This is a genomic window from Aeromonas sp. QDB30 (genome assembly GCF_027707645.1).
Classification (GTDB): Bacteria; Pseudomonadota; Gammaproteobacteria; order Enterobacterales; family Aeromonadaceae; genus Aeromonas; species Aeromonas caviae.
This window is the reverse complement of record NZ_JAPCIY010000001.1, coordinates 40,363-66,965: the sequence shown is the minus strand read 5'-3', so window position 1 is coordinate 66,965 and position 26,603 is coordinate 40,363. Positions and strand designations below refer to the sequence as shown.

The window sequence follows — 26,603 nt, the reverse complement described above, 5'->3', positions numbered from 1 at the left end:
CGGGATGAGGTCGCCCCCCATGTAGGCGGTTTGAACCGGGGAGGGCGGCGATGATCGATGCCCTGCTTTCCATGGAGCTGACCTGGTTTGACTGGACGGGTCTGCATGTCACCGGCTGGAAGCTCATCGGCTACACGGGGGCGCTCATGTTCGGCGGGCGCTGGCTGGTGCAGTTCCTGGCCTCGAAGCGGGCCGGCCGGCCCGTCATTCCCCGCCTGTTCTGGTACATGAGCGTGCTCGGCAGCCTGATGACGCTCAGCTACTTCATCTTCTCCCCCAAGCAGGACTCCGTCGGCGTGCTGCAGAACCTCTTCCCCACCTTTACCGCCCTCTACAGCCTCTATCTGGACATCCAGCACAGAGGGTGGAAGCGGGACAAGGTCGTCGACGACTATGGGGTTCGCCATGGTAAATGATCGTTATCTGCTCAGGCAGGAGTCGCTGGGCTGGCTGCTGCTGATCGCCCTGGTGGTGCTGGGGGCGGGCCTCGGCCTGCGGGATCCCTGGCCCGCCGACGAGCCGCGCTTCGCCCTGATCGCCAAGGAGATGGTGGAGAGCGGCCAGTGGCTCTTCCCCATGCGCGGCGGCGAGATCTACCCGGACAAGCCCCCCCTGTTTATGTGGGGGATAGCGATAGGGTATCTGCTGACCGGCTCCATCAAGGTTGCCTTCCTGCTGCCCTCCCTGCTGTCTGGCTTGCTGACCATAGCGCTGGTGTGGGATCTGGGGCGCCGGCTGTGGAGCGCACAGGTCGGCTTCATGGCCGGTCTGCTGCTGCTCTTTACGGTCCAGTTCACCCTGCAAGCCAAGACGGCGCAGATCGATGCGCTGGTCACCTTCTTCATCACCCTCGGGGTCTATGGCTTCGTCCGCTTCCTGCTCTGTGGTGGCGGTTGGCGCTGGTACTGGCTCGGCTGGTTCGCCGCCGGGCTCGGCATCATCACCAAGGGGGTGGGGCTGCTGGCCCTGCTGATCCTGATCCCGGCGATCTGGACCCACAGGGAGAAGATCCGTGCCGCCACCAGGGGCGATTGGCTCAAGGGGCTGGCGGGGCCGCTGTTCATGGTGCTGGCCATCGCTCTCTGGCTGGTGCCCATGTTGCTCGCCGTGGCCCAGAGCGGGGATCCCGTGCTGCAGGCCTACCGGGACAACATACTGCTGCGCCAGACGGTGACCCGCTATGCCAACGCCTGGCACCACGTCAAACCCTTCTGGTACTACCTCACCTCGGTGATCCCGCCATTCTGGCTGCCGCTCTCCCTGCTGCTGCCCTGGCTGGTGGTGGCCTGGCGCAAGGCCATCCAGGGGCAGGACAGGCGCATCATATTGCTGCTCGGTTACCTGGTGCTGGTGATCCTCTTCTTCTCGGCCTCGCCGGGCAAGCGCGGCGTCTATGTCACGCCGGGGACGCCGGCTCTGGCCCTGCTGACGGCTCCCTTCGTCGCCGAGCTGCTGGCGAGGGCCTGGCCCGCACGCCTGCTGGGTGGACTCGGCTGGCTGCTGGGGATCGTCTGCGTGGGCGCCGCCGGGGCGCTGGCCTTCAGCGCTAGGCTGGCGAGCAGACTGGGGGATCTGGGCCCGGCCCCCTGGCTGCCCCTGCTGGCGATGGGAGGGGCGCTGCTGCTGGTCAATGCGCTGCTGCGCCGGGCGCCACTCAGTGCCATCCTCTGTTCGCTGGCGGTGGGGTGGCTCATCTACTCCAGTTGGATCTGCGTGAGGCTCAACGACATGCGCACCCCGGAGGGGGTGATGGCGCTGGCGGCGGAGCGGGTGCCTGCGGGGAACGAGCTGCTGCTGGCCGGCTTCAAGGAACAGCACCTGCTGTTCAGCCAACGGCCCCTGCGGCATTACCCTTATCTGATGGGGGATGGGGAGCAGGCGCGCGAGGCGGCGGCCTGGATTGCGGCCGCTCCCGGTCGCTGGGTGCTGGGCGCAGCCGATCTGATGGCGGTCTGCTTCGACGCAGATCGCATGGAGAACCTCGGCAACCGCCACCGCACCGACTGGCTGCTGGCCGGGCCTGAGGCCCTCAAGCCGGCCTGTCGCGGTCTGAGCCCACAGATAGCGCCCTTCAGCTATGCCCCCGGGCCCTGAGCCCGGACGGCAGGAGAGTAAGCCGGATAAACAGAGGGGCTGCCATTGGCAGCCCCTTTCTATTTGGATGATCCTGTGCGGTCAGATCCTGTAGTACTCCCTGTACCACTTCACAAAGCTCTCGACCCCTTCGGTCAACCCTACCTTGGGGCGATAGCCGGTCGCCTCGAACAGCGCCTCTGTGTCGGCCCAGGTGGCGAGCACGTCGCCGGGCTGCATGGGCAGCATGTTGCGGATCGCCCGTTTGCCGAGCGCCGTCTCGATGGCCTCCACGAAGTCCAGCAGCCGCACCGGGCTGCCGTTGCCGATGTTGAAGAGGCGGTAGGGGGCCGGGCTGGCATCCGTCTGCCCCCGCCAGTTGGCATCGCCGACCGGTGGCCTGTCCGCGACCCGCACTATCCCCTCCACGATGTCGTCCACATGGGTGAAATCCCGGCTGAGCTGGCCCTGGTTGTAGATGTCGATGGGCTCGCCCTTGAGGATGGCGCGCACGAACTTGAACAGCGCCATGTCGGGGCGACCCCAGGGACCGTAGACGGTGAAGAAGCGCAGGCCCGTGGTGGGCAGGCCGTAGAGGTGGGAGTAGGAGTGGGCCATCAGCTCGTTGGCCTTCTTGCTCGCCGCGTAGAGAGAGACAGGGTGATCCACTCCGTCCGAGGTCTTGAACGGCATCTGCTCGTTGAGGCCATAGACCGAGCTGGACGAGGCGTAGACCAGGTGCTGTACCCCGTGATGGCGGCACCCCTCCAGCACGGTCAGGGTGCCGGTGAGGTTGCTGTCGGCGTAGGCGAAGGGGTTGTCCAGGGAGTAGCGGACCCCGGCCTGGGCGCCGAGGTGGATCACCCGCTCGAATTGCTCCCGGGCGAACAGCTCGGCCATGGCGGTGCGATCGGCGAGATCGAGGCGCTCGAAGCGAAAACCGGGCAGGGGGCCGAGCCGCGCGAGGCGCGCCTCCTTCAGGCTCACCTCGTAGTAGTCGTTGAGGTTGTCGATGCCGACAACCTCGTGGCCCTCGGCGCACAGCCGTCCAGCCAGGTGAAAGCCGATGAAACCGGCGGCGCCGGTGACGAGATACTTCATCGCGGCTGCCCCAGACCGTGCGCCTGTTCCAGGCTGTCGCCTCGGCCGATGGCGTAATAGGTGAAGCCGCGCTGGCGCAGGCGGGCCGGATCGTAGAGGTTGCGACCGTCGATGATGACGGCCTGCTTCAGGGTGCGCTGGATAAGCTCGAAGTCGGGGGCGCGGAACTGCTGCCACTCGGTGCAGATGAGCAGGGCATCGGCGCCCTTGAGGGCCGCCTCCTGGGTGCCGCACAGGGTCAGGTCGTCCCGCAGGCCGTAGAGGTGCTGGGCCTCTTTCATGGCCTCGGGGTCGTACGCCTGCACCTTGCCGCCGGCGGCCCAGATGGCGTCCATCAGCACCCGGCTCGGGGCCTCCCGCATGTCGTCTGTGTTGGGCTTGAAGGCGAGCCCCCAGAGCGCGAAGGTGCGGCCGCTCAAGTCGGCGCCGAAGTGCTGGTGCAGCCGCTCGGCGAGCCTGTGTTTCTGCCTGTCGTTGACCTGCTCCACCGAGCGCAGCAGCGGCGCCTCGCAGCCCGCCTCCTTGGCGGTGTGGATCAGCGCCTTCACGTCCTTCGGGAAGCAGGATCCGCCGTAGCCGCAGCCCGGATAGATGAAGTGGTAGCCGATGCGCGGATCGGCGCCTATGCCCTTGCGCACCGCCTCGATATCGGCCCCCAGCTTCTCCGCCAGATTGGCCATCTCGTTCATGAAGGAGATCTTGGTGGCCAGCATGGCGTTGGCGGCGTACTTGGTCAGCTCGGCGCTGCGCTCATCCATCTGGATGATGCGATCGTGCTGGCGGTTGAAGGGGGCATAGAGCTCCTCCAGCAAGGCGAAGGCATGGGACGAGCCGGTGCCGATGATGATGCGATCCGGTCGCAGGCAGTCATTGACGGCGGCCCCCTCCTTGAGAAACTCGGGGTTGGAGACCACCTCGAGCGGCAGCGAGACGCCGCGCTCGTGCAGGATGGCCTCGATGTGCCGACGCACCCTGGTCGCGGTGCCGACCGGTACCGTGCTCTTGTTGACCACCACCTTGCCCGTTTCCATCAGGCGGCCTATGGTGCCCGCCACCGCCAGCACGTGCTGCAGATCGGCTGAGCCGTCCTCATCCGGCGGGGTGCCGACCGCGATGAAGATGAGCTCGGCGAAGCCCACCCCCTCGGCCACGTCCGTGGTGAAGTGCAGGCGACCTGCCTGGTGGTTGGCCTGCACCATGGGGGCCAGGCCGGGTTCGAAGATGGGGATGATGCCTTCTTTCAGCCGGCCGACCTTGGCGGCATCCACATCCACACAGGTCACCTGGTGGCCCATCTCGGCCAGCACGGCGGCCTGGACCAGACCCACATAACCTATTCCGAATACGGCGACTCTCATCTGCGGCGACTCCTTGGGGGCAGAGATTTGCGAGGCCCCATTCTAGAACGATTCATTGTTGGTAACAGCGGGATCCGTCCGGTTTTTCAGCCTGGGGCCAGGGTGGCGCGGGAGAGAGTGGCTGATCTTGGTGCAGGGGTTGTAACGCAGGGCTGACGAGCACCATTTTGGTGCGTATCGCCACAGTCTTGTGATCCGGCTCACTGAAATCGGACACTGTGGTCATAAACGAAGTCCCGATCCACGGGGCTCGCCACCGCCAGTGCTGGCGGCAGACACTCTTTTCACTTCGCATGGACACCCGGTTATGGACAACACCCCCCGCTCTGCGCACCCGCTCTATGAGGATGTGCTCGCCCTGCTGACCGCGGCAGGCTTCGTCTCCCTCGGCATCTTCCTGTTCCATCAGGTCGGCCTGCTCACCGGCGGCACCGCAGGGCTGGCGCTGCTGCTGCAGCAGGTGACCGGCATCAGCTTCGGCCTGCTGTTCTTCGCCATGAACCTGCCGTTCTACGCCCTGGCCTGGCTCAGGATGGGGCCGCGCTTCACCCTCAATACCTTTGCCGCCGTGGCCACCGTCTCCTTCATGACGGATCACCTCAACGCCGTGGTGCAGATAGGCAAGATCGAGCCCGTCTACGCGGCGCTCATCGGCGGCACCCTGATCGGCATGGGGTTGCTCATCATGTTTCGCCACAAGGCGAGCCTGGGGGGCTTCAATATCCTGGCGCTCTTCATCCAGGACAGGTTCGGCATCCGGGCAGGCAAGCTGCAGATGGGACTGGATTGCGTCATCGTCGTCGCCTCCTTCTTCGTGGTTTCCCCCTGGCTGCTGGCACTCTCCGTGGTGGCCGCCATCATCTGTAACCTGGTGTTGACACTCAATCACAAGCCGGGGCGCTACCAGATAGCCTGATGTGCCCGTGGGGATTGCCCTGCTGGTCAGCCCAAGGCTGGATACCGCAAAAAGACAGAGCGCCTGATGGCGCTCTGTTGCTATCTGCCCCTGGGTGTCACACCACCATGGGAACGCCACTCTCGGGGTGGTGGATCACCTGTGCGGGGTAGTTGTAGAGGCGCGCGATGAGCTCCGGAGTCAGCACCTCGCCTGCGTTGCCGTCAGCCATCAGCCTGCCCTGCTCCAGCATCACCAGTCTATCGGCGTAGCGGGCTGCCAGATTGAGGTCGTGCAACACCACCAGCACGGCGGTGTTGCGACCGGCCAGCGCCCGGGCCATGGCGAGCAACTGGTGCTGGTATTTGAGATCCAGCGCCGAGGTGGGCTCGTCCAGCAGCAGCAGCCGCGCTTGCTGCGGTTCCTCCGGGGCCTGCCAGATCTGGGCCAGCACCCGGGCGAACTGCACCCGTTGACGCTCCCCGCCGGAGAGGCCGGGATAGAGGCGGTTCGCCAGATGGTCGACCCCGGCGTGGGTCATGGCGGCGCGGACTATTTCGTCGCGCCGGCTGGCAGGCTCGCTGTGGGGCAGCCGACCCATGGCCACCACCTCTTCGCACAGGAAGGGGAAGCTCAAGGAGGAGCTTTGCGGCAGCACACCGACCCGGTGTGCCAGAGCGTTGTCGGCCCACCCCCTGCGGGTCTGGCCGAACAGGTGGATCTCCCCTTCATGTTCCAGCTCGCCGGTCAGGCACTTGAGCAGTGAGCTTTTGCCCGCCCCGTTGGGGCCGAGCAGGGCGGTCAGGCTGCCGGCATGCAGGTCGAGATCCAGGCTGTCCAGGATAAGCCGGTTGCCACGACTGAGGCGAAGACCCCGGCAACTGAGCAGGGGGGAGGGGGATCCGGGCAAAGTGACGATCTCCTGTTACAGGGTTCGGCGGCTCTTGACCAAGAGCCAGATGAAGAAGGGGGCCCCCAGCAGGGCGGTGATGATGCCGACGGGCAGCTCGGCCGGTGCGAGCAGGGTACGCGCCAGCATGTCGGCCCCCAGCAGCAGGCCAGCCCCCAGCAGGGCAGACAGCGGGAGCAGGCGGACATGGTTGGGGCCGGCCAGCAGCCGTACCAGATGGGGAACCACTAGGCCGACAAAGCCGATCATGCCCGCCACGGCCACCGCCACGCCGACACCGGCAGCGGTGAGCAGGATGAGGCGACGCTTCAGTGTCTGCACGTTCACCCCCAGATGCCGTGCCTCTCCCTCTCCCAGCAGCAGGGCGTTGAGGGGATTGGCATCGCGCATGAACAGCAGCAGCAAAGCGGCCAGGGTCAGCAGCGCCAGCGTCACATCGACCGGCTTGCCTGCCGCCAGGGAGCCCATCTGCCACAGGCTCAGGTTGCGCAGCATCTGATCGTCGGCGAGGTAGGTGAGCAGTCCGATGACGGCGCCGGAGAGCGCCGTGATGGCCACCCCGGCCAGCAGCATCACGGTGACCGAGGTGCCCCCCTCCCGGGTACCCAGCAGATAGACGAGGGTGGTGGTGAGGGCTCCGCCGAGAAAGGCGAGCAGGGGCAGCAACCCCAGGCCGAGCAGACTCTGCAGGTGCGAGCCCAACGGGGCGAGCAGCACGATGGCCAGGGCCGCGCCGAGTGCCGCGCCACCCGACACCCCTATGATGCCGGGGTCTGCCAGGGGGTTGCGAAACAGTCCCTGCATGACGGCGCCGCAGAGGCCGAGAATGCCCCCCACGGCGATGCAGAGCAGGGTTCGTGGCAGACGGATCTCCTGCACGATCAATAATTTGTGAGCCTCAATCCCGCTCTGTGGTCCGGCAAACAGGGCGCGCAGGCTCTCACCAAGGGAGAGGGACATGGGGCCGGTCGCGAGGGACCCGACCAGCAGCAACGCCAGCGCGCAGCCGGTCAGGGCGAGCAGCCAGGGCAGAGGCAGACGCATCAGGAACCCTGCTTGATCCACTGGGCGATCTGGTTCGCCTGTTGCAAGGAACGAAGGCTGAGGCCCCCTTGCAGGGCATGTCCGTCGATGGCGTGGATAGCCTTGTTCTTGCCTGCCGGGGTGGCTGACAGGGCGGGCACCTGGCTCAGGACGGCGTCGGGATCCTGATACTGCTGCCAGTCGCGGCCGCTCACCAACACCAGATCCGGTTGCAGCTCGATGAGGGATTCGGTGGAAACGGGCTTGTAGTCGTGGAGCCCAGCCACCGGATTGACGCCGCCCGCCAGGGTGACGAGGGCGCTGGCGGTGGTGTTGCCGCCAGCGATGCTGGTGGGCTGACCCTTGTGCAGCAGCAGGAAGGCGACCTTGAGGGGCTTGTTCTGCTTCGCCTGCGCCGCCAGGGTGTCGCTCTGGGCGGCAATTTGCTCCTTGAGCTTGCTCCCTGCCGTCTGGTCACCCAGGAGATGGGCCAGGGTGTCGATACGCTCGTTGAGGTTGGCCAGCGTAGGGGCTGTGGCCATGACCTCGACCTTGACGTTGGCACGGCGCAACTGATCAAGCGTGCTGTTCGGGCCCATCTCGTCGCTGCCGACCACCAGGGTCGGAGAGAGGCTCAGGATCCCTTCGGCGGCGAGGGCGCGGTGATAGCCGACCTTGGGCACGCCTCTGGGCTCCGGACTGCTGACATCGGTGGCGACCAGGCTCTGCTCGCCCCCCAGCGCCAGGATGAGTTCCGTGGTGGCCGGGCCTATGCTGACGATACGCTCCACCGCCATGACGGATGGGGAAGAGAGGGAAAGGGCACAGCCGAGCAGGCTGAATGCGAGGGCAAAACGACGGCCCATGCGAACCTCCGAAGGGTGAATGAAATAAGGTTGCCGCCGAGAATATCAAGTCGCCCACCAAAATGCACTGAGAATGAAAGCGATTATCAATTGCGTTACTTGGGGCGCTTTATTACAGTATCCGTCGCGACACCGAGCACCATCGCCAGATCATCCAGGGAGAACCGATGAGCATTGCACAACGCATTCAGGCGCTGCTGGAGCAAGACCCCAGTGCCCACCCGTCCACTATCGCCACCGAGCTGGCCGTCAGCGAGTGGGAGGTGGTACGCCATCTGCCTGCCGCCCTGATGACGTCAGTGCCGGCCGGGGAGGCCGAAGCCCTGCTGGCGGACCTGTCCAGCTGGGGTCAGGTGACCACCATCGTCGAATCCGATGGCTCCATCTTCGAGGTGAAGGCTCCCTTCCCCAAGGGCAAGAACGCGCGCGGCTACTACAACCTGATGGGGCGGGACGGCGAACTGCACGGCCACCTCAAGCTCGACAACGTGGCGGGCATCGCCCTGGTCAGCAAGCTCTTCATGGGCAAGGAGGGGCACTCCTTCCAGTTCTTCGGCCACAGTGGCCGCTGCATTTTCAAGATCTACCTGGGCCGGGACGAGCAGCGTCATCTGCTGCCTGAGCAGGTGGAGCGTTTCATGGCCCTGCGCCGTCAGTATCAAGAGGAAGTGAAAGCATGAGTGAACGTCAGGAGCGCCTGCAAAACCGCCTGCAACCGGAGATCCGCGAGTTCCGCGACGGTTGCCGTACCCTGCAGCTCGCCACTGTGGATGGCGAAGGCAACCCCAATGCCAGCTATGCCCCCTTCGTGCTGCAGGAAGATGGATACTATGTGCTCATCTCCGAGATAGCTCGCCACGCCCGCAACCTGCAACAGGTGCCCAAGGTATCGCTGATGCTGATCGAGGACGAAACCGGTGCCCGCGAGCTGTTTGCCCGCAAGCGTCTGACCTTCGATGCGGTCGCCGAGGTGGTGGCCCGCGACGACGCACGCTGGGAGAAGGCCGTTGCGGCGCTGGAAGGGCGCTTCGGCGAGATAGTCAAAGGGCTCTCCAACCTCAAGGACTTCGTGCTGTTTAGGCTCAAGCCCGAGCAGGGACTGTTCGTCAAGGGATTCGGTCAGGCGTTCCGTGTCTCCGGCGACGAACTGGTGGACTTCGTTCACCTGGTGGAAGGGCACAAACGCATCGACAATGGCGCCGAGCTGACCAGCCCGGCGGATGAACCCGTTTGAGGGAACAATTAGCGAGATGAGAAAACGGGCAGCCTGGGCTGCCCATTTTGTTGTTATGTCCCGGGTTACTCTTGCCAGCCTGCCTGGTTGGGGAAGGCATCGCGATCGGCCTGGGTGGCGCTCTCGTTGCATTCCCCGCGGATCTTCCAGGAGGTCTGGCTGAGGACGATATAGCCGCTTCGGCAATACTTGCGCGTGGCCAGCATCTGGGTGAGCTGCTCGTCCTGCAGGGCTTCCCGGCGTTCCAGCAGGCTCTTGTCGCGGCGGCTCAGCCGGTTGTCATCTCCCTCCTGCAACCGGGTGGGCAGGACGTCGAGAGGGGCGGCCTCGAAGGTGAAGCGCTTGCTCCCGTCGTCGCTGATATGGGTGTGGAACAGGGGGGCCGGGCCATCGGGTGCTGCCCCCGGCAAGCCGGAGCAGGCGGTGAGCGCCGGTAACAGCAGCGTGAGGGCAACGGCAGAGAGTAGACGCACACAAGACTCCAATCGGGTGTTCACATCAGGACGGGCAGCTTAACACGCCCGCTCGGGTTGAATGGTGGCCAGCAGCTCATCCGTCGTGAGCAGGGTCACGCTTCTGCCTTGAGGCAGGCTCAGATGCCGCCACATGAAGTGGTGGTGCTGGATGATCTGCTCCGCACTCAGGTGCGGCCTGTCCGCCGTGGTATGGGCGTCGGTCACCGCAAAGGCGTCAAAGCCCCTGGCGGCGGCGCTGCGCAACGTGGTATCGACGCAAAAGTCGGTGGCACAGCCGCAGATGAGCAGTCTGTCTACCGACTGCTCTGCCAGCAGGAAGCCGAGCTCGGTGTCGAGGAAGCTGTCACAGGCGGTCTTGCGCACCCGGCTGTCGTGGGGAGACGGGGCCAGATCGGCGTGCAGTTGCCAGCCCGCACTGCCAGGTTCCAGCTCGGAACCCGGTTCGTCGTGTTGCACATAGATGACCCGTCCGTGTTGGCCCCGCACGCGATCGGCCAGACGATTGATGTTGGCGATGACCTGGGCATCCTGATGGCGGGGGTTATCGAACAACCCCTGTTGCATGTCGATGACGAGTAACACATCCATATGAAATCCTTGGGCTATTTTGAGGGTTGCAACCATTGGCTGCAGTCACGGCTTCGGGATTGATGCAGTGCGCCCATATCTTGCTTCATTTCCTTTGCATTTAGCCAGCGTTCCGGCAGGGGAGCGATGTGGACCCTGACGTCTGCGTCTCTCCCGGGGGCTGTCTCGTCACTGGTTTGCGGCACGATGAGTGCCACCTTGAGTGCCGGATTGCGGCTGGCGATGCGACTGGCGATCCCGAGTCCCCCCTCCACGTGGAAGTTGCCTGCGATATGCATGATGCGCCTGCCGGGATGCTTGCCCAGATAATCCACCATGCTTTCGGCCATGGTGTCGTCCCAGCTGGTCTGGGCGGCGAAGCGACGGGCGTTGCCGTCCGCATCCCCATGGTGCATGGAAGCCATGAACTTCTGGCGGTAGCCGTCATCCCCCAGAGTCAGCTCGCGGGCAAGCTGGCTGCGGCGATTGGCCGGCAGTTTGTCGAGCCAGGCCGGTCCCTCCTGACCGACGCAGCTCACCAGGGGTTTGGGGGCATTGGCGGCGATCACTGGCAGGTGCTGCGCCTTGGCAAACTCCACCAGAGGGCGGTAATCACTCTGGTAGTTGGGCCAGGCATGGCCATCTCGAATGAGGGCCGATTCGCCGATGCGTCCGGCCAGGTAGGCATCCAGCACCGGCTGATCGGCGCGGCTGAACTGCTCCATGGAGAGTACCAGGGCCCGGCCATCGGCTTGCGACATCTCGTCAAGCCCCGCCAGCAGACGTGCCTGCAACAGATGGATGGCCGGGTGAGTGTGAAGCTCCCCCACCAGCACGATGTCGGCATCCGCCACCCGCGCCACCGCCTGCTCGAAGGTCAACGCCTGCCCCTGGGCCGTATCGAGCCGTGCGTCATAGAGGGTCTCGGGTGGGGTGTTCTGCGGCGTGGTGGCACAGGCGACCAGCAGCAGGGGCAGGGCGAGCAGGGGGAGTCGTCGGATCATGGTTACTCACTCACGAAACAGGGGATGGGAAAAGGCTGCACCATGGGATGGCGGCATGGCGAGCAAAAAGTGGCGCCAGTGTAAGGGGGAATGACGATAAAGTGAAATGAGAATGATTCACTTTATTATTGATCTTTGTCTCTGGCGGGGTAATATGCCTTCCGCTTGATAATAATTCTCAATAAGGACTTTGCAGTGGCGCACAACAACACCCCCTCCCTGATAGCCCTCGCCGTGGCGGCCGGGCTGATCTCCCCCACTTTCGCCGCAGACAAGAAAGCCGATGAAGTCATGGTCGTCAGCGGCTCCCGGATGGAACAGAAGCTGGAAGATGTTTCCGGTCCCATCGCCGTCATTACCTCGGAGCAGATTGAAGAGCAGGTCGTCAGCAACGTCGCCGATCTGTTCCGCTATGAGCCCGGGGTGAGCGTGCAGGGAGGAGCAGGAGATGCCCAAACCTTCACCATTCGCGGCATGAGCGAAAACCGGGTCAAGGTGGTGCAGGACGGTGTGCGCCAGAACGATGCCTACAAGAATGGCGGCGTGGGTCAGACCTACTTCGACACCGACATGATCAAGCAGGTGGAAGTGGCCAAAGGGCCGGCCTCGGCCGCTTACGGTTCCGATGCTCTGGGAGGCGTCATTGCCATCACCACCAAGGATGCAGGCGACTTCCTCAAGGGCCGCGACAGCTATCTGGATGCGACCACGGGTTATGCCTCCAGCAGCCACCAGAGAATGGCCGGCATCACGGGGGCGCTGCGCACCGGGGAAGTCGAGAACCTGCTGCGCTACACCTGGCGCGATGGCGGTGTCACCCAGAATTATGACGGCGACAAGAACGAGTTCGACATCGTCAGCCAGGCCGTGCTGTTCAAGAGCAAGTGGAATCTCTCCGATGATCAGTTCCTGAAACTGACGGTGGATTACTTCACCGAGGGGCAGGATCCGGATGCCATCGATCTGACCAAGGCGGGCTCCGTCTTCAACCAGCCCATTACCGACAAGGAGACCGACAACCTCTCCCTGGTACTGGATCATGGCCTCGCCCTGAACGCCCCCTGGGCGGATCGCGTGGACAGCAAGATCTACTACAGCCGCGCCAAGCAGACCCTGGATCAGTACGCTTCGTCCAAGTATCCGGTCATGCCGGGCAACCCCTATGTGACCAAGAACTCCCTGGATCACAACGGTTTCGAGCAGGAGAGCCTGGGCGCCCAGGTGAAGTTCAACAAGGCGCTCGCCAGCCAGCGTCTGGCCTGGGGCCTGGAATACGAGCACACCGACAACGAGCGCACCCGCTTCAAGGGGCCGACCGTTCCGGGTGACTTCGTCGGCTACAACGAGCTGAGCTTCCCCTCCACCACCAGCGAGCGCAGTGCGCTCTGGGCCTTTGACGAGATCAAGTTCGGCGAGCGCTGGGTGCTGACCCCGGGCGTGCGTTACGACTACTACAAGATGACCCCGGACGAGGATCCCGCCTACACGGGCGAGAACATGAAGAAGATCTCCGAAGGGGAGTTCTCTCCCAAGCTGGGGCTGGTGTTCAAGGCGCACGAGGCGGCGAACCTGTTCGCCCAGTACAGCCACGGCTTCAAGGCGCCCATGTATGACAACGCCTTCTCCACCCTGAACCACCAGGCGTATGGCTATCGCATCGAGCCCAACCCGAACCTCAAGCCAGAGAGCAGCGACGGCATCGATCTGGGGGTGCGCGGCAGCCGTGGCGGGTTCAGCTATGAAGTGGCCACCTTCTACAACAAGTTCGACGACTTCATCGAGCTGACGGCCGTGGGCACCGAAGGCCGTACCGCCCTCTATCAGTACCAGAACCTGGACAAGGCGACCACCAAGGGGGCCGAGGCCAAGGCGGACTACTGGTTGAACGAGCTGGTCAACGTCTGGGGCAACCTGGCCTACATCGAGGGCAAGGATGGCGAGGGCAACTACATCAACAGCCTGAGCCCCCTGAACGGCAGCGTCGGAGTGCGTCTGGAGCAGCCGAACTGGAACATCAACACCGCATTGCGCTTTGCCGACGACATGGACAAGGTGGGCAAGGATGCGCGAGGCAACGACAACATCAAGAGCGCAGGCTGGGGCGTGGTGGATCTCTATGCCCAGTTCAAGCCGGTGCAGGACCTGCAGCTCAACGTGGGGGTGTTCAACCTGTTTGACAAGGAGTACGTGAGCTACGAGAGCATCACCGGCCTTGCCGCCACCGCAGATACCAGCAAGCAGACCAAGCCTGGCCGCAACCTCAGTGCACGGGTCAAGTACGTGTTCTGATGGTCGTGGACCAGCATGAAGGAAAAGGGGCCCTCAGGCCCCTTTTGTCATGAAGGTCGGCGTCTGCAAAAAAGAAACCCGCCAGGGGCGGGTGGAAGGATTGCAACACTCATCAGGAAGCGGTGTTACCCAATAGACAGGGGGATGTGACAAAGGTTCAACTTTATTGATATTTATGGTTTTTATCTGTCATGCCGCCTGGGGATCCCCGCCCCGAAATCGGTTATCATTTGTGCCCCTTGTCATGCAGCCCGAGCCTCTATGCCCGCGTTCTCCTGGTTAGCCCTGTTTTTTGGTGCCTTCTACTTCGTTTATGGCGCCTACCTGCCGTTCTGGTCGCTCTGGCTGGAAGGCATCGGGGTGAGTACTGAACAGATAGGGCTATTGCTAGGGGTGGGCATGGCCATCCGCTTTGCCGGCAACCTGATGGTGATGGGGCGAGTCAAGGGAGCCGGCCAGTTGCTGCCCGTCACCCGGCTGCTCTGTCTGCTGAGTCTGCTGGCCTTCCTCGGTTTCTATCTGGGCCACAGCCTCTGGTGGCTGGTGGTGCTGACCCTGGCGGCCAACTTCATCTACCCGACCCTGATGCCCATGGGAGAGGCGCTTGCCACCCGTATGGTGGTGCAGACCCACCTCGACTACGGCAAGGTGCGGCTGTGCGGCTCCTTTGCCTTTATCGTCGCCTCCACCCTGGTGGGGGCCCTGGTGGGCAACTTTGGCAGCGACTGGGTGCTGCACACCATGGTGGCCGGGCTGCTGATCATGCTGGGGCTCAGCCTGCTGCCGCTGCGACCCGCCCCCCGGGAGCTGCAAGGGGAGCGGGCCAAGGCCTCGCTGCTCGTCACGCTCAGGTCGGCCCCGGTGCGCCGCTTCCTGCTCATCACCGCCCTGCTGCAGGGGAGCCACGCGGCCTACTACGGTTTCAGCGCCATCTACTGGAAGAGCGCCGGCTACAGCGGCACCCTGATCGGGTATCTCTGGGCTCTGGGAGTGGTGGCGGAGATCGCCATGTTCGCCGCGGACAAGCGCTTCCTCCAGCGCTTCGGCGCCCAGACGCTGTTTCTGGTGGGGGCCCTTGGCTGCGTGGTGCGCTGGGTGCTGCTCGGCAGTTCTACCGACCTGGCGGTGCTGGTGCTCGGCCAGCTGCTGCACGGGGTCACCTTCTGCGTCAGCCACCTCGGCGCCATCCGCTTCATGACCCGCCAGTTGCCCGCGGAGCAGCAGATCCCCACCCAGGCGCTCTATGCGGCCCTGGGCCTCGGCATGACGGTGGCGGCCCTGATGGCGATCTGCGGCGTGCTGTTCGAGCCGCTGGGGGGCGGCATCTTCTTTATCATGGTGCTGGTAGTGCTGCCGGTCTTCGTGTTGCGGCTGCGTGAAGAGAGCCCTGAACAGGGCCGATGACACAGGTCTGCCGGTCTCTGGCGCGGCAGGCCTCCGACTTATCTGGAAAAGGGAAGTAGAGAGATGCACCAAGGATGGCTGCTGATCGGGTTGTCGCTCGCCTATCTGGGCTTGCTGTTCCTCATCGCCTATGTGGCGGACAAGAACAAGCGCCGTCGCCCCAAGGGGCAGCCTCTGCTCTACAGCCTGTCGCTGGCGGTCTATTGCACCTCCTGGACCTTCTTCGGCACCGTGGGCCAGGCCAGCGAATCCCCCTGGTCGCCGGTGCCCATCTACCTGGGCCCCATGCTGGTGTTCCTGTTTGGCTGGCGCCTGCTGGCCCGCCTCATCCTGGTGGCCAAGCGCGAGCACATCACCTCCATCGCCGATTTCATCGCCGCTCGTTATGGCAAGTCCCAGCGCCTGGCCATGGTGATCAGCCTCATCGCCGTCATGGGGATACTTCCCTATCTGGTGCTGCAGCTCAAGGCGATCGTCACCGGGCTCGATCTGCTGATGGCCAACAGCACGGGGGTCAGCCCCACCAGCAACATGGCGGAGCTGGCGCTGGGGGTCACCCTGCTGCTGGCCCTGTTCAGCATTCTGTTCGGCACCCGCAACCTGGATGCCACCGAGCACCACAGGGGCATGGTGGTGGCCATCGCCTTCGAGTCCGTGGTCAAGCTGCTCGCCTTCATGGCGGTGGGGGGCTTTGCGCTCTGGCTCATCATCGCTAGACCGAGCGAGGCGCGTACCCTGGTGGCGGGCGACTTCCTCGATGCGGTGGTGGCGGTGACGCCGGGCAGTCTGCTGGAGCTCGCCATCTACACCCTGATCGCCATGTGTGCCGTCATCTGCCTGCCGCGCCAGTTTCACGTGACCGTGGTGGAGAACAACCAGGGGCAGGATCTGCACTGGGCCCGCTGGATCTTCCCCCTCTATCTCTTCCTGATGGGGCTCTTCATCTGGCCGCTGGCGCTGGCAGGCAAGCAGTGGGTCGGGGCAGACATGGCCTCGGACACCTATGTGATAAGCCTCCCCATGTCGCTCGGCTACGACGGCATGGCGATGCTGGCATTTCTCGGCGGTACCTCGGCGGCCACCGGCATGGTGATCGTCTGCACCATCGCCCTGGCCATCATGGTGAGCAACGATCTGGTGTTGCCGGTCCTGCTGCGCCGGGTCTGGCAACAGGGGCGGGACGAGCGCCTGATGCGGTTGCTGCTGCAGGTGCGTCGGGGCGCCATCTTGCTGATTTTGCTGGCGGCCTGGGCGCTCTATCTCTGGCTCGGGGATCTCACCAGTCTGTCGCGCATCGGTTACCTTTCGTTCGGGGCCGTGGCCCAGTTCTCGCCAGCCCTGCTGCTCGGCCTGTACTGGCGTCATGGCAATCGCAAGGGCGTCTATCTCGGGCTCGCCCTCGGGGTCAGCCTCTGGTTCGTGACCCTGCTGGCGGAGAGCGGACTGCTGGCTGGCTCCCCTCTCGAAGCCCTGCTGGCGCCCCCAGACTGGCCGGCGGTGCGGGATCTGAGTCTGGGGGCCTGGTGCCTCTTCCTGAGTCTTCTGCTCAACCTCGCCGGCTATGTGGCGGGCTCCCTGCTGTCACGGGCGGCGGTGAGCGAGCGGCTGCAGGCAGCCAACTTCGTCGGCAAGACGAGCCGGGACACCTCGGCGCTTTATCATGCGCGGGTCTCGGTGAAGGAGCTGGAGATGCTGGCGGCCCGCTTCGTCGGTTCCAGCCGCGTCAAGCGGGCCTTCGGTCGCTTCGCCGGCGAGCGGGGAGGCACCCTGGCGCCCCAGATGCAGGCCTCCGCCGAGCTCATCGCCCACACGGAGCGACTGCTGGCGGGGGTATTCGGTACCTCGTCCGCCCGCCTGGTGCTGGCCTCTGCCCTGCAGGGACGCAACATGCAGCTCGAGGAGATCGCCACCATAGTGGACGAGGCCTCCGACATGTTCCGCTTCAACCGCGGCCTGTTGCAGGGGGCAATCGAACACATGGGCCAGGGGATCTCCGTGGTGGACAGGGAGCTCAGGCTGGTGGCCTGGAACCGACGCTACATCGAGCTGTTCTCCTATCCCCCCGGTCTCATTCAGGTGGGCCGTTCCATCGAGGAGATCATCCGCTACAACGCCGGACAGGGGTTGTGCGGTCAGGGAGACATCGAGGCCCAGGTGGCGCGGCGGGTTGCCTTCATGAAGCGTGGCAGCCCCCATGTCTCGGCGCGGGAGCGTCCCGATGGCCGGGTCATCGAGATGCAGGGCAACCCCATGCCTGCGGGGGGCTTTGTCATGACCTTCACCGATATCACCCCGTTCAGGGCGGCGGAGCGGGTGCTGCGGGAAGCGAACGAGCACCTGGAGGCGCGGGTGGCCGAGCGCACCCACGAGCTCTCCGAACTCAACCGTCAACTGCTGCTGGTAAACCAGCAGGTGGAGCGGGCCAACCAGTCCAAGAGCCGGTTCCTTGCGGCGGTGAGCCACGACCTGACCCAGCCGCTGAACGCGGCCAAGCTCTTTACCTCCTCCTTGCTGGAGATGCTGCCCCCGGAGGACGAACCGGCCCGCATCGCTCGCCACATCGACGACGCCCTGGGGGCGACCGAGGATCTCATCACGGATCTGCTGGACATCTCGCGCCTCGAGGCGGGCAAGTTCAAGGCGAAGAAGCTCGATTTCGCCCTGAGCGATGTGCTGGACAATCTCAAGGCGGAATTCGGCGTGCTGGCCCAGGCCGGTGGGATCCAGTTCTCCGTGGTGGAGAGCCGCCTTGCGGTCTACAGCGATGTGCGCTTGCTGCGGCGGGTGTTGCAGAACTTCCTCACCAACGCATTTCGCTACAACCCCGGCGGTCGGGTGCTGCTCGGCTGTCGCCGCATGGGGGAGAAGGTGCGCATCGAGGTGTGGGACAACGGCCCCGGCATCCCGGAGGGCAAGCAGGAGGCGATCTTCGACGAGTTTTCCCGCCTCGATCACTCCCGCACCGCCAGGGAGCAGGGGCTTGGCCTCGGGCTCGCCATCGCCCGCGGCATTTCGCTGGTGCTGGGTCATCAGCTCTCCCTGCGCAGCTGGCCCGGAGCGGGGTCCGTCTTTGCCATCACCCTGAACCTCGCGACCCGGCCCGTCATCCCCAGCCAGGTGACGACCCCGGCCCTGCGAGACAGTCAGCTGGAAGGGGTCAGGATCCTCTGCATCGACAACGAGGAGGATATCCTCATCGCCATGGCCTCGCTGCTGGGACGCTGGGGCTGCGAGGTGCGCTGTGCCCAGAGCCAGGAGCAGGCGGAAGAGATCATCGGCGGCGGCTTCCTGCCTGCGCTGGTGCTGTCGGATTATCACCTGGATGACGGCAAGACAGGGTTGCAGGCGCTGCACATGATCAGGCTGGCCCACGGCAACGGTATCGGCGGCATCATCATCAGTGCGGATCGCAAGAGCGAGTTGCAGGCACAGATCCGTGAGCACGGCTTCGGCTACGTGAGCAAACCGGTCAAACCTCTCAAGCTGCGCGCCCTGATGAACAGCCTGCTGATGCCGGTTCAGTGACTGGTCTCACAGAATCGAGCATTGGCTGAACATTTTCTGGATGCCATCCAGACGTCATGATCGACGATGATGATGCCTATTTCGTCGCCATTTTCCAGATTTGGTGATAATTGAGTCTTGTTGGGTGTCACTTTTGGCAGGTGGCACCCGGGCGACTCTCCTCTATAGTCATTCGGCGATTATTTTTGTCGCAAATCAAGTTGTGCAAAAAGGCAAACCGGATGAAAGTCCGGGACGCAAAGCTTCCGGTCTAAGGGTCTGCGTACCTAGGATAGCGGGGCCACCACAGGTTGTATCGTCCATGGGCCAAGCCATGGTTGCGATGTTGTCTGCGTTACCTGGCAGGTTGCGTTGCCTTTTTCGTTGTTAATTCCAATAACGAAATAAGGAAGTTCAAATATGTTAAGTCCAAAACTTTCCCTGCTGGCGCTTCTGGTCGGGGGGCTTTGCACTACCTCCGCCTTCGCCGCTGCCCCGGGCAAACCCACCATTGGCTCCGGCCCCACCAAGTTTGCCATCGTTGAAGTCAATCAGGCCGCTTCGGCCTACAACCAGCTGGTGACCGTCCACAAGGATGGCGCTCCCGTCAGCGTGGCCTGGAACCTCTGGTCCGGTGACGTCGGACAGACCGCCAAGGTACTGCTCGACGGCAAGGAGGTGTGGTCAGGCCCGGCCTCCGCCGCGGGTACCGCCAACTTCAAGGTCACCAAGGGGGGGCGTTACCAGATGCAGGTGGCCCTGTGCAACGCCGACGGCTGCACCCTCTCCGACAAGAAGGAGCTGATGGTCGCCGATACCGACGGCAGCCACCTGGCGCCGCTCAATGCGCCCCTCAAGGAGAACAACAAGCCCTACGCCAACAAGTCCGGCAAGGTGGTGGGGGCCTACTACGTGGAGTGGGGTGTCTATGGTCGCAAGTTCACCGTGGACAAGATCCCGGCCCAGAACCTGACCCATATTCTCTACGGCTTCACCCCCATCTGCGGTGGCAACGGCATCAACGACAGCCTCAAAGAGATCTCCGGCAGCTTCGAGGCGTTGCAGCGCTCCTGTGCGGGCCGCGAAGACTTCAAGGTCTCCATCCATGATCCCTGGGCGGCGATCCAGATGTCCCAGGGCAACCTCAGCGCCTGGGATGAGCCCTACAAGGGCAACTTCGGCAACCTGATGGCTCTCAAACAGGCCCACCCGGACCTCAAGATCCTGCCGTCTGTCGGCGGATGGACCCTCTCCGATCCCTTTTACTTCCTGGGTGACAAGACCAAGCGCGATACCTTCGTCGCCTCGGTCAAAGAGTTCCTGCAGACCTGGAAATTCTTCGACGGCGTGGACATCGACTGGGAGTTCCCGGGCGGACAGGGGGCCAACCCCAGCCTGGGCGGCCCGAATGACGGCGCCACCTATGTGGTGCTGATGAAGGAGTTGCGAGCCATGCTCGATGAACTGGAAGCCGAGACCGGCCGCCAGTATGAGCTGACCTCGGCCATCAGCGCCGGCGGTGACAAGATTGCCAAGGTGGATTATCAGGCGGCCCAGCAGTACATGGACCACATCTTCCTGATGAGCTACGACTTCAGCGGCGCCTTCGACCTGACGAATCTGGCCCACCAGACCAACCTCTTTGCCTCCAGCTGGGATCCGGCCACCAAGTACACCACCGACAAGGGCGTCAAGGCGCTGCTGGGTCAGGGGGTGACACCGGGCAAGATAGTGGTGGGGGCAGCCATGTATGGTCGTGGCTGGACCGGAGTGAAGAACTATCAGGCCGGCAACCCCTTCACCGGCACCGCCACCGGACCGGTGAGCGGTACCTGGGAAAATGGCGTGGTGGATTACCGTGACATCGTCAACAACCGCATGGGCGCAGGCTGGGAGCAGGGCTATGACGAGTCGGCCGAGGCCCCCTATGTCTTCAAGGCCAGCAGTGGCGACCTCATTACCTTCGACAACGACCGCTCGGTCAAGGCCAAGGGGCAGTACGTGCTGGCGAACCAGCTCGGCGGTCTGTTCGCCTGGGAAATTGATGCGGACAACGGCGACATCCTCAACGCCATGCACGAGGGGCTGGGCCACGGCGAGGGTACGCTACCGCCGGTCAACAAGCCGCCGGTTGCCAATGCCGGCAGCGATCTGAGTGCCACCGGTCCGGCCGAGGTGACCCTCAACGGCAGCGCCTCCCATGATCCGGAAAACGGGGCGCTGACCTACAGCTGGAAACAGGTCTCCGGACCCCAGGCCAGCCTGCTGGATGCCACCCAGGCCAAGGCCCGTGTGGTACTGGATGCCGTCAGCAGCGACATCAATCTGGTGTTCGAGCTGACCGTGATCGACGATCAGGGGCTCTCGGCCAAGGATCAGGTGGTGGTCACCAACAAGGCGCCGCAGCCGAACCTGCCCCCCGTGGTCAGCGTACCGTCCAGTGCGACCGTCGAGGCCGGCAAGCAGGTGAGCATCAAGGCCACCGCTTCCGACCCCAATGGTGATGCCCTGAGCTATCAGTGGACAGTGCCGGCCGGGCTCAGCGCCACCGGACTGGACAGCGCGACCCTGGTGGTCACGGGCTCGAACGTGACCAGTGATACGGCCTACGATCTGACCCTGGTGGTCACCGACGGGGCGCTGGATGCCACAGGCGTTACCCGCCTGACCGTCAAGCCGGCCAGTACAGGTGGTGGCTGCGAGGCCAGCGATCCGGATGCGGCCAACCATCCTGCCTGGAGTGCTGGTACCGTCTACAACACCAATGACAAGGTGAGCCACAAGCAACTGGTGTGGCAGGCCAAGTATTGGACCCAGGGCAACGAGCCGAGCCGCACCGCCGATCAGTGGAAACTGGTGAGCCAGGTGCAACTGGGTTGGGATGCCGGAGTGGTCTACAACGGCGGTGATGTCACCAGCCACAACGGCCGCAAGTGGAAGGCCCAGTACTGGACCAAGGGCGATGAGCCCGGCAAGGCCGCTGTCTGGGTCGATCAGGGCGCGGCGAGCTGCAACTGATCTGCCGTGATGAGAAATGGGGCCGAGGGCCCCATTTTTGTCTTGCTGCGTGGTCGGGTGTCTCTTCCCTGTCAGAGGAAAGGCGCACTCGCTTTGTCAAAAAGGCCCGTCAGGGCCTTTTTTCATGGTATGTCACCGGTTCACAGCGGTTTTTGCCACAGGCTGAGCAGCAGATCCTGCTCGAGGGCGTCGGGCCCCTGGTGGGTGAAGGCGTGGCGCTGCTCACCGCTGGCACGCCAGCCGAGGCGACTGGTCTCCAGAATGTGCTCGCGCAGGCCCTGATCCAGCGCCGTACTGAACTGGGCGCGTTGCTGGGCAACATTGACGAGCCCGGTGAGGGCGGGCCAACTCAGGGGATGTTCCATGCTCACCGGATTGAGGCTGACGCGCAATTGCCACTGATGACGAGGGCCTGGCTGCACGTGGAGCAGATAGCCGCCCGGCGCCAGCCAGCTGACCAGGAGTTCCGTCTTGACCTTGAGGTCGTTGACCAGCAGCACCTGGGCCGTGCCAGGCAGCAGCGGGGCGCGCGCCGGGTCGGCGATGACGAACTGGCCTTCCGGTTGCGCCTTGTTGGCGGCGAAGATGGCATTCTTGGCCAGATCGAAACCGCCGACCTGCCAGCCGGGCAGCCGCTCAGCCAGGGCACGGCAGTAGTACCCCTCGCCACAGCCGAGGTGGACAAGCTCGCGCTCGCCAAGAGGAGCGAGCAGGTTCGCCATGGCGTCCACCAGAGGCAGCTGGTGGCCTTGTTCCAGGAAGCGGCGCTTGGCGCGCAGCAGGGCCCGGCTGTCGCTGTCCTTGGGGTTCTTCTTGCCGGGGATGAGGTCCAGATAGCCTTCCGGTGCGGGATCGAAGTGGTGCTTGTTGTCGCAATAGACCCCGCGGGAGGCGGCATGAAGGTGCAGGGGGCTGCGGCAAAGGGGGCATTGAAGGTGCATAGGAGTTCTCTTGGCGAAGGCCATGACGGCGGGGCGTTCGGGATTATAGGGGAGAGGATCGGAAAAGGCTGCCATGGGCAGCCTTTTTATCCAACGGCGCTGTGCGGGCGCCGTCGGCGGAACCCGGTCAGCGGGTACCAAACACCACTATGGTCTTGCCGTGGGCGGAGATGAGCTCCTGCTCTTCCAGCATCTTGAGGATGCGGCCGACGGTTTCACGGGAGCAGCCGACGATCTGGCCGATCTCCTGGCGGGTGATCTTGATCTGCATGCCATCCGGGTGGGTCATGGCATCCGGCTGTTTGGCCAGGTTGAGCAGGGTCTGGGCAATGCGGCCGGTCACGTCCAGGAAGGCGAGGTTGCCGACCTTCTGGCTGGTGTGCTGCAGGCGCTTGGCCATTTGACCAGATAGACGCATCAGGATGTCCGGGTTGACCTGGATCAGCTGGCGGAACTTCTTGTAGGAGATCTCGGCGACTTCGCAGGCGCCTTTGGCACGTACCCAGGCGGAACGCTCCGGATTCTCGTTCTCTTCGAACATCCCCATCTCGCCCAGGAAATCCCCCTGATTCAGGTAGGAAAGGATCATCTCCTTGCCTTCGTCATCCTTGATCAGGACGGCGACGGTGCCCTTGACGATGTAGTAGAGGGTTTCCGCTTTTTCACCGGCGTGGATCAGGGTGCTCTTGGCGGGATACTTATGAATGTGGCAATGCGACAAGAACCACTCAAGGGTGGGATCGCTTTGCGGTTTGCCAATGATCATGAGACTTCCTCTGTAGTGTCATTTTTATGGACTGTGCGTCCAGGCAAGTTGCCAAGCTTGCCATTCCTTACTCTTTGGTCGCAGTAGAATAAGAGCCTTTGCCTGTGCTGACAAGGCTTTGGGGTTTTGCCGTCCACCGGTGAGCCGCCATCTGCTGCGTCGTCCGGGGCATTCTAGGCAAGAAGAGGAGGTCGGATGTTGATTTCGATCTATTTCCCTTTGGGTCGTCGTCCGTTTCGCAGGAGAGGCTGCTGTCGCCACAAACGGGGCTTTATCGTCGGGAACGGGCAAGATCCTGGCGCATGTGCCACTCGACCCCGGCTTGAGGTATGCTATGGGCGTTAGAACCGTCGTCATTGAGAGGAAAGTGAGAGATGAAAGCCAAGGTCAGCTGGGTGGAAGGCATGAAGTTTGTGGGGGAGAGCGAGTCCGGTCATCAGGTGACCCTGGATGGCGCCAACCCGGGTGAAGGTGCCAGCCCGATGGAGATGATCCTGCTGGCTGTCGGCGGTTGCAGCTCCATCGATGTGGTCTCCATCCTGGAGAAGGCCCGTCAATCCGTGACTGCCTGCCATGTCGAACTGGAAGGGACCCGCGCCGATACCGTTCCCCGGGTATTTGAGCAGATCCACCTCAAGTTCGTGGTGACCGGCAAGAGTCTGGCGGAGAAGCAGGTCGCCCGTGCGGTGGATCTGTCCATGGAAAAATATTGTTCAGTTTCCCTGATGTTGGAAAAAGCGGTAGAAATTACCCATAGTTATCAAATTCTTGAGGGTTGACCGCTATAGTTTGTCCCGTCGATAACGCCATGACATAAGGAAAGTGCGATGAAAAAAATGATGATGTTGCTTCCCCTGTTCGGTCTGGCCGCCTGCAGCATGCCGCAGCCGACCCAGTATCAATACAGCCAGTATCAGTGCGGGGAAGAGTTGCTGGCCATCACCTATGATGCCCAGGCCGACATGGTGCAGTTCCCTTATGCCGGTGTCTATCACAAGCTGGGGCGCATCGAGTCGCCCAAAGAGACTGCCAGCTATTCCGACGGGGTGACTACCTTCTCCCGTCAGGACAAGCAGGCTACCCTGGTCAAGAGCGGTGTGACCCAGCTGACCTGCGAGTTGAAGTGACCCTGATGCCGTCACGGCGTGCATGGAAAACGGCCTGCGTGAAGCAGGCCGTTTTTGTTGAAAGAGACATCACTCTGACGGTAGCGAGCCCAGCAGCTGGGCGGCCAGTTGCTGGCTAAGCTGGCCACGGGCTTCCTCTGCGACAGGCGCGTCGCTGGCGAGCTGGATGGCGCTGCTCCACACAGCTTTCTGGCTATGCCCGTCGAGCAGCACGACGGCCAGGGTCCCCTTGCGGGCATTGGCGGCGGCGTTCAGGCCCGGTGTCATGCCGAGGCGGGAGAAGATCTCGCCATCGCTCATGTCCTGGCTGCCAGCTACCCCGATGGCGACCCAGACGTCGGCCTCATCCAGGGGAACGCTGCGCCAGCCTTTGCCGTCCAGTTGCCGGATGACGGCCTGCTGTACCGGCTCGAGCCAGGACGCGGCGCTGTTGCCCGCATACTGGAACTGTTCGGCCAGCGCATAGCGTGGTGTCGTCCCGTAGGTCCAATGCTCCGCCGGGCGAACCACCATGGTGCCCGTTTCGACCGTGGGTGCGGCGGGGCCGGAGCTGCAACCGCCCAGCAGGGTTGCCAGCGTGAATGAGAGAAGTACAGCGCGCATCATTAAGCTCCTTGGCTCAGGTGATCTTGCCCGTTTCGATCAGTTGCTGGATCAGGGGGCGCAGGATCAGTTCCATTGCGAAGCCCATCTTGCCACCCGGCACGACGATGGTGTTCATCCTGGACATGAAGGCGCCGTCTATCATCGACAGCAGGTAGGGGAAGTCCACCTGCTTGATGCCCCGAAACCTGATCACCAGCATACTCTCGTCCAGGCTGGGTATCACCTTGGCGCTGAAGGGGTTGGAAGTATCGACGGTCGGCACCCGCTGGAAGTTGATGTGGGTGCGGGAGAACTGCGGCGTGATGAAGTTGATGTAGTCGTCCATGGAACGCACGATGGAGTCGGTCACCGCCTCGCGGGAGTGGCCGCGTTCCGAGGTGTCGCGAATGAGCTTCTGGATCCACTCCAGGTTGACGATGGGCACCACGCCGATGAGAAAGTCCACGTGCCGCGCCACGTTGTGCTCCCCCGTGACCACGCCGCCATGCAGTCCTTCGTAGAACAGCAGATCCGTCTCGCCGGGCAGATCCTGCCAGGGGGTGAAGGTGCCAGGCATCTGGTTGAAAGGCACTGCCTCGTCGAAGCTGTGCAGATAGCGCCGGTACTGGCCGGTGCCGCTCTGGCCATACTCCTGGAAAAAGGACTCCAGCAGACCGAAGTCGTTGGCCTCCGGGCCGAAGTAGCTGATATGCCGCCCCTGCTCCCGGGCCTTGCGGATCGCCACGTCCATCTCGGGCCTGGTATAGCGGTGAAAACTGTCCCCCTCGACCACGGCCGCCTTGTATCCAAGCTGGTGGAACATGGAGCGAAAGGCGTTGGTGGAGGTGGAAGTACCGGCACCGGACGAACCGGTGACCGCGATGATGGGATGCTTGGCGGACATAGAATTCTCTCTTCCTTGGGAGTTCCGTTATAAGGGGTGGCCCAAAGTGCGGTCAAGTGCGCCGTCATCCTCCCGCGGCCCCCACGCTTCCCGGCAACAGCTGTGAACAAGGGCTGCCCTGTGCTCTGGGTACGTTGGAATAGGCGCTGCTGGGGGGCGAACTGGCCATGCGGCCTGATGATGTGAGCTGGATAGGGGGAGGGCGGGGTGAGCCGCCCGATAAGCCGTGACCGCGTTACGCTTGGGGGAAGTCGTCAGTGGGTGACTTGCTTAAATGAGTCTTTGGGACGACATTGACACTTTCGTGCAGCTCGCTGTAGACAAGCACGGCGCTACCTTGTAGCAATTGTTGCCTGACTGCTTCGACCTTGTCGGTCAGGCTGACATCCTGTTCACCGTATTCGGTGCCTTCTTGCAGCACAAAGTGTTCGAGCAGGTTGGTGAGGGTGTCCGGCTCCAGTTCTTGCCAGGGGATAATCATGATTTCATCTTCACTCAGTGGGTTGCGAATATTGTCGGTGTCTGGTCGGCAAGCGCAAGGGATTTGTCTCGTTTTGG

24 protein-coding genes and 1 riboswitch are annotated in these 26,603 nt (G+C 63.4%); of the genes, 11 read left to right on the top strand and 13 right to left on the bottom strand.

What is annotated here, in order from left to right; all coding sequences use genetic code 11:
* Window positions 1–50: 50 nt before the first annotated feature.
* Window positions 51–416 (top strand): lipid-A-disaccharide synthase N-terminal domain-containing protein, encoded by a 366-nt coding sequence (locus PG896_RS00295; RefSeq protein ID WP_103858413.1) that lies wholly within the window; start codon window positions 51–53, stop codon window positions 414–416.
* Entirely contained in the window at window positions 406–2,094 is a 1,689-nt protein-coding gene (locus PG896_RS00290) for an ArnT family glycosyltransferase (RefSeq protein ID WP_270835285.1), read from the top strand. The genes PG896_RS00295 and PG896_RS00290 overlap by 11 nt, the downstream gene beginning before the upstream one ends.
* Before the next feature lie 81 nt (window positions 2,095–2,175).
* Here PG896_RS00290 and PG896_RS00285 read toward each other — a convergent pair whose 3' ends face one another.
* Window positions 2,176–3,174, bottom strand: a complete 999-nt coding sequence (locus tag PG896_RS00285; RefSeq protein WP_103858415.1) for an NAD-dependent epimerase — start codon at window positions 3,172–3,174, stop codon at window positions 2,176–2,178.
* Window positions 3,171–4,532: a UDP-glucose dehydrogenase family protein gene (locus PG896_RS00280; RefSeq protein ID WP_103858416.1), complete on the bottom strand. Its 1,362-nt coding sequence runs from the start codon at window positions 4,530–4,532 to the stop codon at window positions 3,171–3,173. Before PG896_RS00280 ends, PG896_RS00285 begins: the two co-directional genes overlap by 4 nt.
* A 307-nt stretch (window positions 4,533–4,839) precedes the next feature.
* Here PG896_RS00280 and PG896_RS00275 point away from each other — a divergent pair, with 307 nt between their 5' ends.
* Entirely contained in the window at window positions 4,840–5,448 is a 609-nt protein-coding gene (locus tag PG896_RS00275) for a YitT family protein (RefSeq protein ID WP_103858417.1), read from the top strand.
* 97 nt (window positions 5,449–5,545) lie between these two features.
* Here the strand turns inward: PG896_RS00275 and PG896_RS00270 are convergent, their stop codons facing one another.
* From PG896_RS00270 to PG896_RS00260, 3 genes are read right to left on the bottom strand one after another with little or no spacing between them, the layout of a single operon-like run.
* Window positions 5,546–6,337, bottom strand: a complete 792-nt coding sequence (locus PG896_RS00270; RefSeq protein WP_270835284.1) for a heme ABC transporter ATP-binding protein — start codon at window positions 6,335–6,337, stop codon at window positions 5,546–5,548.
* Window positions 6,338–6,352: 15 nt separating this feature from the next.
* The gene (locus PG896_RS00265; RefSeq protein ID WP_039040072.1) at window positions 6,353–7,384 is read right to left on the bottom strand and encodes a FecCD family ABC transporter permease; all 1,032 of its coding nucleotides are present in this window, start codon (window positions 7,382–7,384) and stop codon (window positions 6,353–6,355) included.
* Entirely contained in the window at window positions 7,381–8,226 is an 846-nt protein-coding gene (locus PG896_RS00260; protein ID WP_041211182.1) for a heme/hemin ABC transporter substrate-binding protein, read from the bottom strand. Before PG896_RS00260 ends, PG896_RS00265 begins: the two co-directional genes overlap by 4 nt.
* Window positions 8,227–8,393: 167 nt before the next feature.
* Here PG896_RS00260 and hutX point away from each other — a divergent pair, with 167 nt between their 5' ends.
* On the top strand, window positions 8,394–8,906 hold the full coding sequence (hutX, locus tag PG896_RS00255) for a heme utilization cystosolic carrier protein HutX (protein ID WP_171865063.1): 513 nt from the start codon (window positions 8,394–8,396) through the stop codon (window positions 8,904–8,906).
* The gene (hutZ, locus tag PG896_RS00250; protein ID WP_010673228.1) at window positions 8,903–9,460 is read left to right on the top strand and encodes a heme utilization protein HutZ; all 558 of its coding nucleotides are present in this window, start codon (window positions 8,903–8,905) and stop codon (window positions 9,458–9,460) included. Before hutX ends, hutZ begins: the two co-directional genes overlap by 4 nt.
* A 65-nt stretch (window positions 9,461–9,525) precedes the next feature.
* Here the strand turns inward: hutZ and PG896_RS00245 are convergent, their stop codons facing one another.
* From PG896_RS00245 to PG896_RS00235, 3 genes are read right to left on the bottom strand one after another with little or no spacing between them, the layout of a single operon-like run.
* Complete coding sequence (locus PG896_RS00245) at window positions 9,526–9,933, bottom strand: hypothetical protein (RefSeq protein ID WP_041211184.1); 408 nt, start codon at window positions 9,931–9,933, stop codon at window positions 9,526–9,528.
* A 39-nt stretch (window positions 9,934–9,972) separates the two neighbouring features.
* Window positions 9,973–10,524, bottom strand: coding sequence for a cysteine hydrolase family protein (locus tag PG896_RS00240; protein WP_039040040.1), 552 nt, complete (start codon window positions 10,522–10,524; stop codon window positions 9,973–9,975).
* A 14-nt stretch (window positions 10,525–10,538) separates the two neighbouring features.
* Window positions 10,539–11,507 carry a ChaN family lipoprotein gene (locus PG896_RS00235; RefSeq protein ID WP_270835283.1) on the bottom strand — a complete coding sequence of 323 codons (969 nt, stop codon included), beginning with the start codon at window positions 11,505–11,507 and terminating at the stop codon, window positions 10,539–10,541.
* A 195-nt stretch (window positions 11,508–11,702) separates the two neighbouring features.
* Here PG896_RS00235 and PG896_RS00230 point away from each other — a divergent pair, with 195 nt between their 5' ends.
* From PG896_RS00230 to PG896_RS00215, 4 genes are all read left to right on the top strand, one after another.
* Window positions 11,703–13,796 (top strand): TonB-dependent hemoglobin/transferrin/lactoferrin family receptor, encoded by a 2,094-nt coding sequence (locus tag PG896_RS00230; RefSeq protein ID WP_043152608.1) that lies wholly within the window; start codon window positions 11,703–11,705, stop codon window positions 13,794–13,796.
* Between the two features lie 261 nt (window positions 13,797–14,057).
* Window positions 14,058–15,200 carry a 3-phenylpropionate MFS transporter gene (locus PG896_RS00225; protein WP_010673233.1) on the top strand — a complete coding sequence of 381 codons (1,143 nt, stop codon included), beginning with the start codon at window positions 14,058–14,060 and terminating at the stop codon, window positions 15,198–15,200.
* A gap of 63 nt (window positions 15,201–15,263) precedes the next feature.
* Window positions 15,264–18,725: a hybrid sensor histidine kinase/response regulator gene (locus PG896_RS00220; RefSeq protein WP_270835282.1), complete on the top strand. Its 3,462-nt coding sequence runs from the start codon at window positions 15,264–15,266 to the stop codon at window positions 18,723–18,725.
* Window positions 18,726–18,926: 201 nt separating this feature from the next.
* A riboswitch (cyclic di-GMP riboswitch) is annotated at window positions 18,927–19,013 on the top strand.
* 111 nt (window positions 19,014–19,124) lie between these two features.
* A complete protein-coding gene (locus tag PG896_RS00215) occupies window positions 19,125–21,722 on the top strand; it encodes a glycosyl hydrolase family 18 protein (RefSeq protein ID WP_270835281.1) in 2,598 nt (865 codons plus the stop codon).
* Window positions 21,723–21,862: 140 nt separating this feature from the next.
* On the opposite strand, the gene PG896_RS00210 is transcribed toward PG896_RS00215, so the two are convergent.
* Together PG896_RS00210 and crp are read right to left on the bottom strand one after the other, a co-directional pair.
* On the bottom strand, window positions 21,863–22,663 hold the full coding sequence (locus tag PG896_RS00210; RefSeq protein ID WP_041211190.1) for a putative RNA methyltransferase: 801 nt from the start codon (window positions 22,661–22,663) through the stop codon (window positions 21,863–21,865).
* A gap of 127 nt (window positions 22,664–22,790) precedes the next feature.
* Window positions 22,791–23,429: a cAMP-activated global transcriptional regulator CRP gene (crp, locus tag PG896_RS00205; RefSeq protein WP_010673237.1), complete on the bottom strand. Its 639-nt coding sequence runs from the start codon at window positions 23,427–23,429 to the stop codon at window positions 22,791–22,793.
* A gap of 374 nt (window positions 23,430–23,803) precedes the next feature.
* Here crp and PG896_RS00200 point away from each other — a divergent pair, with 374 nt between their 5' ends.
* Both PG896_RS00200 and PG896_RS00195 read left to right on the top strand, forming a co-directional pair.
* A complete protein-coding gene (locus PG896_RS00200; protein WP_041211191.1) occupies window positions 23,804–24,208 on the top strand; it encodes an OsmC family protein in 405 nt (134 codons plus the stop codon).
* 48 nt (window positions 24,209–24,256) lie between these two features.
* Window positions 24,257–24,556 carry a hypothetical protein gene (locus PG896_RS00195; RefSeq protein WP_010673239.1) on the top strand — a complete coding sequence of 100 codons (300 nt, stop codon included), beginning with the start codon at window positions 24,257–24,259 and terminating at the stop codon, window positions 24,554–24,556.
* Window positions 24,557–24,625: 69 nt separating this feature from the next.
* Here the strand turns inward: PG896_RS00195 and PG896_RS00190 are convergent, their stop codons facing one another.
* From PG896_RS00190 to PG896_RS00180, 3 genes are all read right to left on the bottom strand, one after another.
* A complete protein-coding gene (locus PG896_RS00190; protein WP_270835280.1) occupies window positions 24,626–25,159 on the bottom strand; it encodes a hypothetical protein in 534 nt (177 codons plus the stop codon).
* Between the two features lie 16 nt (window positions 25,160–25,175).
* On the bottom strand, window positions 25,176–26,045 hold the full coding sequence (locus tag PG896_RS00185; protein WP_010673241.1) for a phosphoribulokinase: 870 nt from the start codon (window positions 26,043–26,045) through the stop codon (window positions 25,176–25,178).
* A 235-nt stretch (window positions 26,046–26,280) separates the two neighbouring features.
* Window positions 26,281–26,526, bottom strand: a complete 246-nt coding sequence (locus tag PG896_RS00180) for a YheU family protein (RefSeq protein WP_010673242.1) — start codon at window positions 26,524–26,526, stop codon at window positions 26,281–26,283.
* Window positions 26,527–26,603: the final 77 nt, after the last annotated feature.

What these genes read in the sequence shown, in the direction of transcription:
- PG896_RS00295 (WP_103858413.1), top strand. Translation starts at nt 51, where the DNA reads ATGATCGATGCCCTGCTTTCCATGGAGCTGACCTGGTTTGACTGGACG.
- PG896_RS00290 (WP_270835285.1), top strand. Translation starts at nt 406, where the DNA reads ATGGTAAATGATCGTTATCTGCTCAGGCAGGAGTCGCTGGGCTGGCTG.
- PG896_RS00285 (WP_103858415.1), bottom strand. Translation starts at nt 3,174, where the DNA reads ATGAAGTATCTCGTCACCGGCGCCGCCGGTTTCATCGGCTTTCACCTG.
- PG896_RS00280 (WP_103858416.1), bottom strand. Translation starts at nt 4,532, where the DNA reads ATGAGAGTCGCCGTATTCGGAATAGGTTATGTGGGTCTGGTCCAGGCC.
- PG896_RS00275 (WP_103858417.1), top strand. Translation starts at nt 4,840, where the DNA reads ATGGACAACACCCCCCGCTCTGCGCACCCGCTCTATGAGGATGTGCTC.
- PG896_RS00260 (WP_041211182.1), bottom strand. Translation starts at nt 8,226, where the DNA reads ATGGGCCGTCGTTTTGCCCTCGCATTCAGCCTGCTCGGCTGTGCCCTT.
- hutX (WP_171865063.1), top strand. Translation starts at nt 8,394, where the DNA reads ATGAGCATTGCACAACGCATTCAGGCGCTGCTGGAGCAAGACCCCAGT.
- hutZ (WP_010673228.1), top strand. Translation starts at nt 8,903, where the DNA reads ATGAGTGAACGTCAGGAGCGCCTGCAAAACCGCCTGCAACCGGAGATC.
- PG896_RS00240 (WP_039040040.1), bottom strand. Translation starts at nt 10,524, where the DNA reads ATGGATGTGTTACTCGTCATCGACATGCAACAGGGGTTGTTCGATAAC.
- PG896_RS00235 (WP_270835283.1), bottom strand. Translation starts at nt 11,507, where the DNA reads ATGATCCGACGACTCCCCCTGCTCGCCCTGCCCCTGCTGCTGGTCGCC.
- PG896_RS00225 (WP_010673233.1), top strand. Translation starts at nt 14,058, where the DNA reads ATGCCCGCGTTCTCCTGGTTAGCCCTGTTTTTTGGTGCCTTCTACTTC.
- PG896_RS00220 (WP_270835282.1), top strand. Translation starts at nt 15,264, where the DNA reads ATGCACCAAGGATGGCTGCTGATCGGGTTGTCGCTCGCCTATCTGGGC.
- PG896_RS00215 (WP_270835281.1), top strand. Translation starts at nt 19,125, where the DNA reads ATGTTAAGTCCAAAACTTTCCCTGCTGGCGCTTCTGGTCGGGGGGCTT.
- PG896_RS00210 (WP_041211190.1), bottom strand. Translation starts at nt 22,663, where the DNA reads ATGCACCTTCAATGCCCCCTTTGCCGCAGCCCCCTGCACCTTCATGCC.
- crp (WP_010673237.1), bottom strand. Translation starts at nt 23,429, where the DNA reads ATGATCATTGGCAAACCGCAAAGCGATCCCACCCTTGAGTGGTTCTTG.
- PG896_RS00200 (WP_041211191.1), top strand. Translation starts at nt 23,804, where the DNA reads ATGAAAGCCAAGGTCAGCTGGGTGGAAGGCATGAAGTTTGTGGGGGAG.
- PG896_RS00195 (WP_010673239.1), top strand. Translation starts at nt 24,257, where the DNA reads ATGAAAAAAATGATGATGTTGCTTCCCCTGTTCGGTCTGGCCGCCTGC.
- PG896_RS00190 (WP_270835280.1), bottom strand. Translation starts at nt 25,159, where the DNA reads ATGCGCGCTGTACTTCTCTCATTCACGCTGGCAACCCTGCTGGGCGGT.
- PG896_RS00185 (WP_010673241.1), bottom strand. Translation starts at nt 26,045, where the DNA reads ATGTCCGCCAAGCATCCCATCATCGCGGTCACCGGTTCGTCCGGTGCC.
- PG896_RS00180 (WP_010673242.1), bottom strand. Translation starts at nt 26,526, where the DNA reads ATGATTATCCCCTGGCAAGAACTGGAGCCGGACACCCTCACCAACCTG.